This window comes from Paenibacillus sp. CH40 (genome assembly GCF_024213605.1).
In the GTDB taxonomy this organism is placed as follows: domain Bacteria; phylum Bacillota; class Bacilli; order Paenibacillales; family Paenibacillaceae; genus Paenibacillus; species Paenibacillus polymyxa_B.
On record NZ_JANAVQ010000002.1, the window covers coordinates 499,964 to 513,371 of the forward strand.

Below are 13,408 nucleotides of genomic sequence, written 5' to 3' on the forward strand. Positions count from 1 at the left end.
TGTCTCTTCCGACAACACTTTTTTATCTGTGATCTGCACCAACAGCCTCGGTAATGTGTCTAAAGCCGTCCTTTCGAAGCAGCTCACGCAGGCCAGCATGTATAGCCCTATTTACTTCCGGCCCTTCGTAGATCAATGCTGTATAAATTTCAATCAGGCTTGCGCCTGCTTTAATTTTGTCATAAGCATCACGACTCGTGAAGATGCCGCCTGATCCGATAATAGGCAGCTTACCTTCCGTCTGGCGGTACACCCGTCCGATGACCTCTGTGGAACGGTCACGCAGCGGCTTACCACTCAGCCCTCCTGTTTCACTCGCATTTCGGTGCGTCAGACCAGCTCTGGATATTGTTGTATTGGTCGCAATAATGCCGTCTACTCCACTGGCAGCAATCGCATCTGTCATATATTCCAATTCCTCATCCGATACATCTGGCGCAATTTTAACCAGTACAGACTTGGCATTGCCATACTTTTTCGCCTGAACTCCCATCTCTGCCCGAACCGCTTCCAATAGCGACTTCAGTTCATTACCATGCTGGAGCTTTCGTAAATCCGGCGTATTCGGCGAGCTAATATTCACTACAAAGAAGTCCGCATACGGATACAGTGCGGAAATACACTTTTCATAGTCCTTATGAGCATCCTCATTGGGCGTGATTTTATTTTTGCCGATATTAACTGCGACCGGAACAGGTCGATGTTTGAGTGCAGCCAGACGTTTGGCCATGCTCTCAGCACCCAGATTGTTAAAGCCCATCCGATTGACTAACGCCTCATCGGGAGGCAGTCGGAACAACCGGGGCCGATCATTGCCGGGCTGTCCCACAGGTGTCACCGTCCCCACTTCCATAAATCCAAACCCGATGGAAGAAAAACCAGTAACCGCTTCTGCATTTTTATCCAGTCCTGCAGCCAGTCCAATCGGGTTGGGAAAATGAATGCCAAACAGATCAACAGCAAGATCCTCCGTTTCCTTGACTCCGTACATCCCTCGCAGTGTCGCTGCTCCACCAGGGAATGAGCCCGCATGTTTTAAGCCGTCAATGACTACATGATGGGCCGTCTCTGGACTCATTTTAAAAAAAACAGGTTTCGCAATCCTTCGATACAACACGATTCATCCACTCCGTTCTATGCCCTTGCACAATCCTAAAAAACATCTCTACAAAATAGTTTAGCTTTTTCCATACCAAAAAGAAAGTAATTTGCGAGGTGTAGCTCCAGAACAATTCAGTTGTCATGGAGATGTCATTGAAAATGTATAATCAAACCATTTACAATGGACATAGTAAGACAAGACCTTAGCCCGTTAGAAAAGAGGGATTGCTGATATGAAGACCAAGCGCAAGCCGCCCAGTCTGCAAAAGAAAAAAGATGAGGTGAACAAGAAAGCGATTGTATGGACCGCCGTCAGCTTTGTTCTCCTCATCATTGTGATTATTCTGGTCATTGTTTTAGCACAAGCAGGAAATCGTTAAACACCAAGTAGCAATAGCATCAAAACGTTAATTTAGCCAGTGATAGGTTTTGCGGGGATTCGTCTGGTCATGCTGCGGCTCACTTGTAAATCGAGAACCAGGCACAAGCACTTGATCAGGCAATCCACCGTTACCAATAACTACCTCCGTACCCGAAGGTACGAGTGCAAACAATTCCTCCACATCCTCTTTACCCATTCGGACGCAACCCAACGACTCATTTTTGCCAATGCTGTCCGGCTCGTTCGTGCCATGAATGGCATAATTCGTTGTAGACAGTTGCATTCCACGGCTGCCAAACTCACCGTTGGATTTGCCGTTCGGATTTACTACTTTATCGGTAATCACAAACTTCCCTTCTGGTGTTCTCTCTCCGCCCAAACCGATAGGATAATTTCGAATAAGTACATTCCCACTCACCAGTGCGAGCCTGTGCTTGGATTTGTCCACCACAATTCGCAACGGTTGCCCCAGAAAAGGTCGTCCGTGCAATGACGATGCCAGTAATGGACTGCTTTCGGCCGACGAGTCAGCGTCTAAATCTACTGCCTTCCCTGTTCCCTGTCCTGGTGAAACAAGTAAATTACGCATAGGTGTAAAAGCCTTCTTCATCCCGTCTGTCGTACCGTACATCGTGTTAGCGGGAAAGTCTCGAGTCAGTTCATCAAGACTCTGGGGAAGACGTTGATGCTGTGAGCGAAAAGCACGCATGGAGCTATTCAACACAGCTAATTCCTCCTGTCCAGCAGCCCATTTAAGACCTGCTTTACGAAGATTTTCACTGTCTGACGGCTTGCAAGCACACGCAGCGGCGTCGTAAGACTGAACAGCTAATCCACCGTTTCCTTTGTTCTGTACACTAAGTAAGGGCTTCATACCCTCTCTCCAGAGCAGCCATGAGCCCCCTTGCTCCATACCCAACACTGTAGTCTTGGACGGCAGTCGGCTAGTCTTAGCCAACAAATCAGTAAGCCCCGTTCCAGCTCCACTCCCTTTTCGAGCTTGAGCCGTAAACACACCACCAACCACACCGATCTGGGCCATCTCCTTCGGATCAGCAGTGGCCACTTTCGTAACTTCAATATTATCAATTGCTGCCTGCTCAGTTCCAGATGGAACAGATGCATTTTCATTTGAAGGTCTCGGTGAATTGGCTGAAGGAACCCATATGAGCAGTAGTACCATTAACGCAGTTAACAGGTGGCGTGTTCGAGCCGTCCTTCGCTCCTTCTCCTTGGACATCTGAACCAGTTTATCCTGATATTCCATCCATACGTCTGCCGGAATCTGTTTATGCTCGAAGGCTTCGAACACTTCTCCTGCGCGATTAAAGCAATAATTTGCTTTGCCCTCCTGACCGCTGCTCTCATACTCTTTGCCGAGTAAATACCAAGCCATTTTATTATCAGGGTGTTTTTTTACATACGATTTAAGATGAGGCGAATGGTTCATCGGATCCTCCTGATCGTGTAATCTTGCATACTTCCTATTATGTATATCGGCAAAAATAGACTCGATGGACAGCACATAAAAAAACGTCTATCGACGTACTCTCACGGAAGCCAGACCGCGCTTGGCAGAAGTTTTTCTTGCGATTATAGGATAGTTCAGCTCCGCTGAACCATTCTATAATCTAAAAAAAACAGCACCAACAGCTTACTTTCACCGTTATACGGCGAAGGGAGCTGTCAGTGCTGTGCCTATCGAAGAAGCCTACGCTTAACCTTCTTTATTGAACGGCTCGTCTGCTACTTTGATGGAATCTGTAGGGCAACCGTCACAAGCATCCTGCATATCATCAAACAAATCTTCTGAGATCGCCTTAATGCCTTGGTTTGCATCCCCTTCAAAGATCACTTCTGCCAAACCTTCATCATCATAATCATAAATGTCTGGTGCTGTAGCGCCACACGCTCCGCAAGCAATGCATGTATCTTTTTCTACCCAAGTGTATTTAGCCATAACTTTTCTCTTCCTCCTATACAGTCAAACAAACCAGCTTTTGCATTCTATTCACATATTAATACAAACCCAATATTATTACAAATTATTTTCCTTTATCCTTCATGCAAAAAACACTTATAACGTAAGCTTCTGATGTTTGCAATAAATCACCCAGAAGTTCACTCCGGAGTTGGTAGATTGTCTTTTTGCAGCGAAGTTCCGCGCAACTTGGAGTTGCGAAGAAGTACCGAAGGATCATCTCCCAGCATCCCAGCGGTCAAAATTGCATTTTCACCAAACTTATCGCGCAGTGCATCCATCGTCTTCAATAAGCTTTCCTTCTTAGGCTGATCCTGGTATTCAAATAGATCCATTTGAACGGCCGCTTCCTCCTTTGGAATGAGCTGCTGTAGCGTAATCCCCAGCAAGCGCACAGGCTTATCTTCTCCCCAATGGCGACGATACAACGCACAAGCTTCCTTATATATGTCCTCTGCACTTTCCGTAGGAGTGCTCCTGACTTGAGAACGCGTAAAGGTCTTCATATCCGGCGTCCGAATCGTCAATTGTATACCACCTGCCAGCATACCGTGTCGTCGAAGCCGCCGGGCTACCTGATCACTAATGTTAAGAAGTACCCGTTGGGCTTCTTCCAGCTTTACCACATCCATAGGCAGGGTAGTCGTGTGACCAATGGACTTGTTTGGCTCCCGTTCAGTGCTGACTGGAGAATGGTTAATCCCATTAGCGGCCAATTTTAACCACGAACCCGTCACACCAAATACGCCAACCAGCATATGCTCATCAGCCTTAGCTAGTTGTCCAATGGTGCGAATGTTCATTTGTAGAAGCTTATCTGCCGTTTTGCGGCCTACACCAAACAATTGACCACAAGGAAGGTTCCACAAAATGTTGGGTACATCACGCAAACGTAGAATAGATATCCCGCGTGGTTTTTTCAGATCAGAGGCCATTTTGGCCAGCAACTTGTTGGGAGCAACTCCAATTGAACAGGGCAGACCCAGTTCGTCCTCTACTCTGCGCTGGATTTCCTCAGCAATTTCCATAGGTGTTCCAAACTGTTTGGAGCCAGAAATATCCAGATAGCACTCATCAATTGAAGTTGCTTCCAGCATAGGCGTATATGAATAGGCAATACTCATAAATGCCTTGGAATAACGACGATACAAGTGAAAATCAGGCTGTATTACGATGAGCTGCGGACAGATCCGACGAGCCTGCTGAACGACCATCCCTGTTGAAATGCCCAATCGTCGAGCTTCATAAGAGCAGGTTACAATTACACCTTTGCGCAGCTCACTACTGCCTGCCACCGCGGTAGGCAGTCCCTTATATTTCTCCGGCTCCTCCGCTGCATGAACGGAACAATAAAATGCATTCATATCCACATGCAGAATAACTCGTCCACCAGCCGGATAATAAGCACTGACATCTTTCATGCTCAACCCTTCTTTTTAACTGTAAATTCACCCGTCATCGCGGGAATATGTGTTTTGATTTTATACTTGAAATACCCTTAAATGCTATTTCTATTTTACATAAAAAATAAAGGTTTTGCGGCTAAAAATGATAATTATATATTACAATTGAAGTCATAAGTTGATATAATCGACTAACATACGAACACGACAAACTAACGCTTTCCTGTTTTTAAGCGTTAAACAACTAAATTAATTGCTTAAAAAAGCAGAGCATCATCAATCTGAGCAATCCGCAAAGGAGGAGTCCCTCATGTCCACCGCTATTTCTATCTTTGACACAACGCTGCGAGACGGCACTCAAGGAGAAGGAATTAGCTTGTCTGCTGATGACAAATTGAAAATCGCCAAAAAACTCGATGATCTCGGTGTTCATTATATTGAAGGCGGGATTCCCGGAAGCAACAGCAAGGATATCGAATTTTTCAAACGGGTACAAGAGCTAGGCCTTCAGGCAAAGATTGTCGCCTTCGGCAGCACGCGCCGCAAAGATAGCATCGCAGCACAGGATGTCAATCTACAACGAATTCTGGAATCCGGCGCTCATGCTGCTACACTTGTGGGTAAATCATGGGATTTTCATGTACACACCGCCCTACAGACGACACTGGAGGAAAATCTGTCTATGATTTACGACTCCATCACCTTTTTAAAGCAAGGGGGCATGGAGGTTATTTTTGATGCCGAACATTTTTTTGACGGATATAAAAACAATCCCGAGTATGCAATGGCCGTTATGAAAAAAGCAGAAGAAGCAGGCGCGGATTGGCTCGTGATGTGCGATACAAACGGCGGTACCCTACCGCATGAGATTCAGGAAATTGTCACTATGCTGCAAAGCCAAATAACGAGGTCGCAATTGGGTATTCATACACACAATGACTGCGAATTGGCAGTAGCGAACTCTCTAAGTGCTGTACAAGCAGGCGCAAGGCAGGTTCAGGGTACCATCAACGGCTACGGTGAACGGTGTGGTAACGCTAACCTGTGCTCCGTCATTCCTAATTTGCAGCTCAAGCTGGGCTACGACTGTCTAGATACTGAGAAGTTAAATCAACTCCACAATACAGCCCGCTTTGTGAGCGAAGTCGCCAACGTCAATATGCCTGTGAACCAGCCTTATGTAGGCAATGCAGCTTTTGCCCATAAGGGGGGCATCCACGTGTCAGCCATTCTGCGCGACTCGCGAACTTATGAGCACATCGCTCCTGAACTCGTGGGGAACAAGCAACGGGTCTTGGTCTCCGAACTGGCCGGGCAAAGCAACGTGGTATCCAAAGCGCAAGAGCTGGGCATCACCCTTGACCCATCTAGTGATGAGGCACGTGGCGTAATTAGCCGCATCAAGGAACTGGAGCATCAGGGATACCAGTTTGAAGGCGCGGATGCTTCGTTGGAACTGCTCATTCGTGAAGCAGGTGGTGAAGTGAAGGAAATGTTCTCTTTTGAGTCCTTCAAAGTGCTGGTAGAGAAAACAGCCGGCCGCCCGGTCGTATCCGAGGCATTTTTGAAACTAAATGTCGCAGGGACGAGTGTCTATACCGCAGCTGAAGGCAACGGTCCTGTCAACGCGCTCGATAACGCACTCCGCAAGGCTCTTTCTCAATATTTCCCTGCCTTGCGGGACATGCATTTGGCTGACTACAAGGTACGTGTGCTTGACGAAAAGGATGCCACCGCCGCCAAGGTACGTGTGCTCATTGAGTCTAAAAATTATGAGGACGTCTGGAGTAACGTAGGCGTATCCGAAAATGTAATTGAAGCCAGCTGGGAAGCTCTCTTGGACAGTTTCCGTTACGCATTATTGGAAGCACCGACTCCAAAAAACGATCAGGCAGAGCTTACTCATCATGGATTAGTTAATCACTAATCAGGTGTTCGCATGAGCTTTTAAGGTGTCTTTGGGGTCTACTCGGCTCCCAAAGACACCTTCTTTTTTTCAAGAGTTTCTATTTTGCGTTCCAACTCCTGCTCACTGAGCATGCCGATTATGATTTCGCGGACCTGTCCATGATGATCAACCATTACATGAGTTGGAAAAGCCACCCCTCCAAATCGTTCAAACAATGCTCCTTGCTCATCAAGTAAAATGGGAAATTTGAGATCCAAAGAGCGGGAAAACTTCTGTACATCCTCCAATCGATCATAGCGAGTTACATTGATACCATACACATCCACATCATCTTTGTACTTACTATACAACTCATTCAGCATAGGCGCTTCTAATCGGCACGGATCGCACCACGAAGCCCAAAAGCTAATAACCAAAGCTTTATTGCGCGTGGCCCCTACATCGTAAGTCTTGCCGTTTAACCCCTTTAAAATCATAGAAGGAAGCCGTTGACCAGGCTTTATCTTTTTCATTACCTCTACCGCATCTGTTTCATCCTCTACCTCTTTCTCAGCTTTAAGTCTTTCTCTACCGTATTCCTCTTTTAATGGTGCATTTTCCATGGACAGGTTTGCTGCATAAGTTGTGTTTTCAATAACTCCCCACGAAGCCCCAACCACAACCAGCATAACCATCGCTCTGATGAAAAGAAATCTATTCACAGTCTTATCACCTGTCTTTCGTCTAAATGACCCTTACCTTCTCCATAGGATGCCCATACTGTTCCCACCTCTAACCTTCTAAATCTAAACAGGACGCAGAAAAAACAGCAAACCCACGAAATCGCGAACTTGCTGTTTTATGTGTATATGAATGCTATGCCTTGTACTGAATCATGCATGACTTAAATGCGCGTAGACATCTGCCAAATTGGTCACATTACGCTTCAACATTTCCTGAACATACGCAACCCACAGCTTAGCCGTCATTTTCGCATCCTCTAACGCATGGTGCCGCCCTTCAATCGGAATGGATTGATAGGTCAACAATTCATCCAAACTGTAGGTTTGATGTTGCTGTGGCTCAAGCCATTTGGCAAGCATCATCGTATCCAGAACACGGTGAGTCAATTGAACTTTAGATGTTTTCCATAATGCAGCATTCAAAAAGGCCTTGTCATGAGCGCTAGCATGTGCCACAAGTACTCGCCCACCTACAAAGGACATAAAGTCGTGCAGTCCGTTCATAAGCGGTGGAGCTTCATCCGTCATTTCCCGGGTAATCCCAGTTAGCTCGGTAATATGCTCAGGAATCACAGTCCGTGGATTAACAAGCGTATAAAACTGCTCTTTTTCCATAATCATGTCCCCGACAACCCGAATCGCCCCGAACGATAAAATCTCATCTCCATGCTGTGCTGAAAATCCCGTTGTCTCCAGATCAAAAACTACCGTCTCCAGACGATCCAGCGGGGTCCGCAATACTTCAGAGCGCCGTTGCTCCCGAGTTAAGGAGCGAATAAAAGCCATCTGCTGAGCCGTAGGAGCCCCCATTACAGATGCAATCGCAGACGGCACTCCTCCTCTGCGGAGAGCGCTCCAGAAGCCACTTCCCTGCGCTGGTTCCTTCATGACCTTCTCCCTTCCATAAATCGCAACTGCCTTTGCAACGCACGATGCAGCCGTCGTACTGTCGAAAGCGCCTCGCGCAACTCATGCCAGCCTTTACTTTGTTTGAGCGGCTTTACAGCCAGGTAGCCATTGCTGACCAGCAATCCATCATTCTTCTTCACCGGAGTAGCCATTCGAAGCTGAAGCGCGATCCGAAAGGCTCGCTCGCAAGCATCGAGTAAAGGCAACGGCGCCGCTTCCAATGATGCAAGACGACTGAGCCTTTGGAGGGTGGAGGTTTCCTCTACACCATGTTGCAACGCCAAAAAACGGACTGCGTTCACCAGCGGAATGTACAACCCGTATTTCACATCAAAATCGCCCGCATGCTCACCGAAGCGCTCGGTAACAATCTGACCTAAAATATTAAGTGTCGCTTTATGCCTCACCGTGTTCCGAAGTACCGCCGAGGGTAAATCAGAATGTTTTCGGAACAACTCATAAAAACTTCGTTTCCAGTTTGCAGATAATTGCTCATCTCCAGCGATATGCCTCATATCAGACGAGATAATCAGATAACGGATCGGCTCCCAAGCAAAATCGTCCGACCATTTCGTTAGCTGTTCTTGCCATCCAGACAATGTTTGGCGCCACAACGGCTCCGAGCACATTACTTTCCCCTCACATTTGGGATATCCCAAATACTCTAACATCGCAGACACTCTGCGACCAAACTCTCTAAAATACAATTCTTTATCAGCAGATATTGTGTCACTGATAATCATACCGTTATCCTGGTCACTCCACAGCGTCGATTCTGAGCGCCCCATGCTTCCGAAGGCTATAAATGCATAAGGGACGGGAGGAGGGCCGAAGCCATCCTTAACCATCCCTTTTTCACACATTTGTACAGCTCTGGCCGCGATGCGGTCATGCATTTCATTCGCCGTTCGTAACCAGTCTGATAACGGAGCGGAGGCTTGGGAAGCCAGCAGCCATTTTTGAGAGTCGACCCTGGCCTGCCTTAGCGATTCAGGCGTATCTGCTTGATCCATCGCTTCAGCGGAACTCACCCAAGAGGCCATATTTTGCAGTTCCATACTTCCATCTCCTCCGCTCATCCATACTGGTTCTTTATATTTTACATATTAGTTCACAATTCCAGAACGCTTTTCAGCCTCGGCAACCAACTTCATTTGCTCAGGATAGCCGTACGTACCGTGTTCACTGATATCCAGTCCCATCGTTTCTTCCTCTTCCGTAACGCGGATACCCATAATCGCTTTCATCGCACCCAGAATAATGAAGGAAATGACGAACACGAAAGCCAAGGTGCCAATCAGTCCAAGAAGCTGTACTCCTAATTGGGTAAATCCACCACCATAGAACAGACCCGCTTGACCTACACCTGTTATTTTTACAAGCTCAGGAGTAGCGAAGAACCCTGTGGACACTGCGCCCCACATCCCTGCAACACCATGCACGGAGAAAGCATATACCGGGTCATCTACTCTTGCACGCTCGAACCATTGCGCTGTGAAGAAAGTGACGATCCCTGCAACTGCACCAATGACCAGTGCCGCCCAAGGGGCTACAAAGGCACAAGAACCAGTAATAGCAACCAAAGCCGCCAGCACACCGTTTAGCATAGCAGGAATATCTGCTTTTCCATATACCATCCAGGATACGAGCAAAGCGAAAACCCCACCTGCCGCAGCAGCAATATTGGTAGTCAAGGCCACATATCCAAAGAATCCGTCGTTCATAGCCGATACAGCACTACCTGGGTTAAACCCAAACCAACCAAACCAGAGAATAATAACACCCAAGATAGAGTACACCTGATTATGACCAGGGATAATGTTCGGCTTGCCATCTTTATTGAACTTGCCTAGACGCGGTTTGAGCAGCAGTGTAGCGACGAGTGCCGCCGTAGCGCCTGTCAAATGGACTACCGTCGAACCGGCATAATCCTGCATGCCTAACTTACCAAGCCATCCGCCGCCCCACACCCAGTGAGCTACAACCGGATAGATCACGATAGAGAACAAAATACCGAAGATAATGTATACACTTAATTTTGCACGCTCTGCCATTCCCCCACATGCGATAGAAAGTGATACCGCAGCGAAAGCAAAGTGGAACAAAAACATAATTGTAATCGGAACATCCAGACCTGAAAGAGCATCAAACGATGCAGCAGCATTCGTACCACTCATGAAAAAACCCGTCAGTCCCATAAATCCGTTTCCGCCATCATTACCAAAGCCGAATCCAAATCCAAGTGCCCAGAAGGACAAAGCCGCAACACCTGTGGTAAGAATCGTTTTACCAGCGACATGGCCCGCATTCTTCATTCGTGTCGATCCTGCCTCCAGCAATGCAAATCCCGCTTGCATAAAAAATACAAGTATAAATGCCAAGAACGTAAAGGCCGTGTTTAGCCCGGCTTGAAGTTGAATATTTGTCGGACCGTCAGCAGCAAACGCACCTACCGGAAAAGCTAATACTGTCAGCATGGCCAATAATACAACTAACCACTTTTTTCTCATGAAGCCCACTCCCTCGAATGTTAAGTTTCTTTACATTTCGTGAAATTCTTATTGTCATTATAATCAGAATACATGAAAGTTGACAAGATTTTTTTTATTATGTTAAAAAAATATGGTCCCAAACACTCCATGTCACATTTACTAACTATAAAAGTAGCTTGTTTCTGTCCAAAAAAAAGCATGACGTTTGACTGTATGGTTGGGAATCATGTAAAATATTCTTTATATACACTCCGTTTGCAAATGCTAATATTGAAGGTTGAACGAAGAGCGCGAGGTGAAGACAGATGGGGATATGAAGCTGTATCGAATTGGTGAGCTAGCCAAGGCGGCTGGTGTCAGCGAACGAACTATTGATTATTACACAAAGCTTGGTTTGATCACACCTGAAGAACGATCATTGAAAAATTATCGTCTTTATAATGATGAAACCTTAAACAGGCTTGAACGTATTAACCAAATGAAACAAGAGAAGTATAGCCTTGAGGAAATCAGACAGACACTGATTAAATGGAACTCGGTCGCGGGGGAAGAGCACGTCACTGACAAACTAACGAGTCTAGAGATGCACATGCAGCGTCTAGAACGTGAAGTCAATGAACTACAGCCTCTTTTGGGGCAGCTCAAGCCCGTTCAAGCGCGTAAGTTGCTTACTGGTCTACTACCACAAAGCGCCGCTTGTATCGAAGCTCTGAAGTATCTGCTGGAGCATAGTTCTATGATGTAGATGCCCGGGCTATGATGAACAATAATGGAGGGTTGCTTTATGATGGGTATGTATATATTGATTATTCTTGCGTTCGGATTATCCTTATGGGCGCAATTCCGTGTAAAAGGTACTTTTAATAAATGGTCTGATGTCCCAAATGAAAATGGGTTAACCGGTTATGATGCAGCTCGGCATATGCTGGATCGCAATGGTTTGCATGATGTGCCTATTGAACCAGTACCTGGTGCGTTATCTGACCATTATGATCCAATGCAAAGAGTCGTGCGGCTATCCGAGCCCGTTTATTATGAAAAATCGATTTCTGCAGTTGCCGTAGCTTGTCACGAGGTCGGTCATGCCATTCAGCATAAAGAGCATTATCCCATGCTCGCACTCCGTCACCGGATCTTTCCGATCGTAAACTTCGCTTCCGGGATTGCACCATTTCTGCTGATTGCCGGTTTCTTATTCAGCTACACGAACCTGATTGGCTTGGGTATTATCTTTTTCTCGGCTACTGTTGCTTTTCAATTAATTACATTACCGGTTGAATTTAATGCTTCCAACCGCGCCCGGGAAATTATGGTTTCCGAAGGGTTTATCCGTAGTGATGAAGAACGGGGTATCGCCAAAGTATTAAATGCTGCTGCATTAACTTATGTGGCTGCAGCTCTCGTTTCCTTGCTGGAACTAATTCGCTTAATCGGTATCTTTAACAGCCGGGATTAATTGCTTGTGTTGCAAAAAAGGTTGTTCCTCCACCAAGTTAACGGTAGAGGAACAACCTTTTTTTCTTTATCTAAAACCAACCAGCTATACTCACTGCCCTAAATCCGCTTTTGCACTTCCATTCGGAGTAGCAACACTACCTTTAAGACCAAAATATTGCAACAAAAAAGTCCGGAATGACTTTGCAACTAATGGTAGCTTGTCATCTTTGCGATGAATCAAGCCTATAGTTCGCGTGACCTCTGGATCAACAATTGACACTCTTGCAGGTTGAAGCGGGTTGGTCTGAAACAACGCCATTTCAGGCAAAAGACTGACTCCCATACCAGCCGCAACTAATCCGCGAATCGTATCTGTCTCTTCACCTTCAAAAGCAATATCTGGCGTAAATCCTGCCTCCAGACAAGCCTGCCAGACAATCGGGCGTAACGAATATCCATCTCTGAACAGGATGAATTTTTCTCCTTTAAGCTGACTCAGCGTGATGTGTTTGGCCGTGGCTAAAGGATGATTGGGCGGGAGAACAGCAAACAACTCCTCGGTCAGCACCACATCCCCCTCTACATGATCATGACGATCCGGAAAAGGAGATACAAAAGCCAAATCCACCTCACCCGCTAACACATCACGAATTAAACTCGGGTACATCCCCTGTTTAAATCTGAATTTAACATTGGGATACCGCTTTCGGAATTCAGCCACCACCGTAGGAATAAGATGAATCCCCAAACTGTGCGGAAAACCGATGCGGATTTCGCCCCCTTCAGGGTCCAAAAACTCATGAACCTCCAAAACAGCTCGCTCTAGATCTTTTATAATCGTCTCAACCCGTTTGCAAAATAGCTGTCCCACTGGCGTTAGCTGCAAATTGCGACCCTTTTGCATAAAAAGATTAACTCCCAGCTCCTCTTCAAGCTGATGAATTTGCCGACTTACCGCAGATTGCGCCACATGTAGCTCCTCGGCTGCCTGAGTGACATGTTCTTTTTGCGCTACCTTCATGAAGTATTGCAACTGTCGTAATTCCACTCCGATATTCGCTCCAATCTGTTT

The 13,408-nt window shown here is 46.4% G+C and carries 13 protein-coding genes; 4 read left to right on the forward strand and 9 right to left on the reverse strand.

Features of this window, described 5'->3' with window-relative positions:
- Positions 1 to 22: 22 nt before the first annotated feature.
- Positions 23 to 1,117 (reverse strand): quinone-dependent dihydroorotate dehydrogenase, encoded by a 1,095-nt coding sequence (locus NLX73_RS08750; protein ID WP_061828594.1) that lies wholly within the window; start codon positions 1,115 to 1,117, stop codon positions 23 to 25.
- A gap of 217 nt (positions 1,118 to 1,334) precedes the next feature.
- Here NLX73_RS08750 and NLX73_RS08755 point away from each other — a divergent pair, with 217 nt between their 5' ends.
- Complete coding sequence (locus tag NLX73_RS08755) at positions 1,335 to 1,481, forward strand: hypothetical protein (RefSeq protein ID WP_023988033.1); 147 nt, start codon at positions 1,335 to 1,337, stop codon at positions 1,479 to 1,481.
- A 27-nt stretch (positions 1,482 to 1,508) separates the two neighbouring features.
- Here NLX73_RS08755 and NLX73_RS08760 read toward each other — a convergent pair whose 3' ends face one another.
- The 3 genes from NLX73_RS08760 to NLX73_RS08770 form a co-directional block, all read right to left on the reverse strand.
- The gene (locus NLX73_RS08760; protein ID WP_254325911.1) at positions 1,509 to 2,933 is read right to left on the reverse strand and encodes a L,D-transpeptidase; all 1,425 of its coding nucleotides are present in this window, start codon (positions 2,931 to 2,933) and stop codon (positions 1,509 to 1,511) included.
- Between the two features lie 267 nt (positions 2,934 to 3,200).
- Entirely contained in the window at positions 3,201 to 3,443 is a 243-nt protein-coding gene (locus NLX73_RS08765) for a ferredoxin (protein ID WP_013309730.1), read from the reverse strand.
- 161 nt (positions 3,444 to 3,604) lie between these two features.
- Entirely contained in the window at positions 3,605 to 4,885 is a 1,281-nt protein-coding gene (locus NLX73_RS08770) for a DNA polymerase IV (protein WP_023988030.1), read from the reverse strand.
- A 292-nt stretch (positions 4,886 to 5,177) separates the two neighbouring features.
- Here NLX73_RS08770 and cimA point away from each other — a divergent pair, with 292 nt between their 5' ends.
- The gene (gene cimA / locus NLX73_RS08775) at positions 5,178 to 6,794 is read left to right on the forward strand and encodes a citramalate synthase (RefSeq protein ID WP_254325912.1); all 1,617 of its coding nucleotides are present in this window, start codon (positions 5,178 to 5,180) and stop codon (positions 6,792 to 6,794) included.
- 38 nt (positions 6,795 to 6,832) lie between these two features.
- Here cimA and NLX73_RS08780 read toward each other — a convergent pair whose 3' ends face one another.
- The 4 genes from NLX73_RS08780 to NLX73_RS08795 form a co-directional block, all read right to left on the reverse strand.
- Positions 6,833 to 7,477: a TlpA family protein disulfide reductase gene (locus NLX73_RS08780; protein ID WP_254325913.1), complete on the reverse strand. Its 645-nt coding sequence runs from the start codon at positions 7,475 to 7,477 to the stop codon at positions 6,833 to 6,835.
- Positions 7,478 to 7,648: 171 nt separating this feature from the next.
- Entirely contained in the window at positions 7,649 to 8,386 is a 738-nt protein-coding gene (locus NLX73_RS08785; RefSeq protein ID WP_061828597.1) for an exonuclease domain-containing protein, read from the reverse strand.
- Complete coding sequence (locus NLX73_RS08790) at positions 8,383 to 9,465, reverse strand: DUF294 nucleotidyltransferase-like domain-containing protein (protein ID WP_254325914.1); 1,083 nt, start codon at positions 9,463 to 9,465, stop codon at positions 8,383 to 8,385. The genes NLX73_RS08785 and NLX73_RS08790 overlap by 4 nt, the downstream gene beginning before the upstream one ends.
- A gap of 48 nt (positions 9,466 to 9,513) precedes the next feature.
- Positions 9,514 to 10,917 (reverse strand): ammonium transporter, encoded by a 1,404-nt coding sequence (locus NLX73_RS08795; protein ID WP_039270006.1) that lies wholly within the window; start codon positions 10,915 to 10,917, stop codon positions 9,514 to 9,516.
- A gap of 295 nt (positions 10,918 to 11,212) precedes the next feature.
- Here NLX73_RS08795 and NLX73_RS08800 point away from each other — a divergent pair, with 295 nt between their 5' ends.
- Positions 11,213 to 11,644 carry a MerR family transcriptional regulator gene (locus NLX73_RS08800; protein WP_023988024.1) on the forward strand — a complete coding sequence of 144 codons (432 nt, stop codon included), beginning with the start codon at positions 11,213 to 11,215 and terminating at the stop codon, positions 11,642 to 11,644.
- A gap of 39 nt (positions 11,645 to 11,683) precedes the next feature.
- Positions 11,684 to 12,355 carry a zinc metallopeptidase gene (locus NLX73_RS08805; protein WP_023988023.1) on the forward strand — a complete coding sequence of 224 codons (672 nt, stop codon included), beginning with the start codon at positions 11,684 to 11,686 and terminating at the stop codon, positions 12,353 to 12,355.
- 90 nt (positions 12,356 to 12,445) lie between these two features.
- Here NLX73_RS08805 and gltC read toward each other — a convergent pair whose 3' ends face one another.
- Positions 12,446 to 13,384, reverse strand: a complete 939-nt coding sequence (gene gltC / locus NLX73_RS08810; protein WP_039270004.1) for a glutamate biosynthesis transcriptional regulator GltC — start codon at positions 13,382 to 13,384, stop codon at positions 12,446 to 12,448.
- Positions 13,385 to 13,408 lie beyond the last annotated feature (24 nt).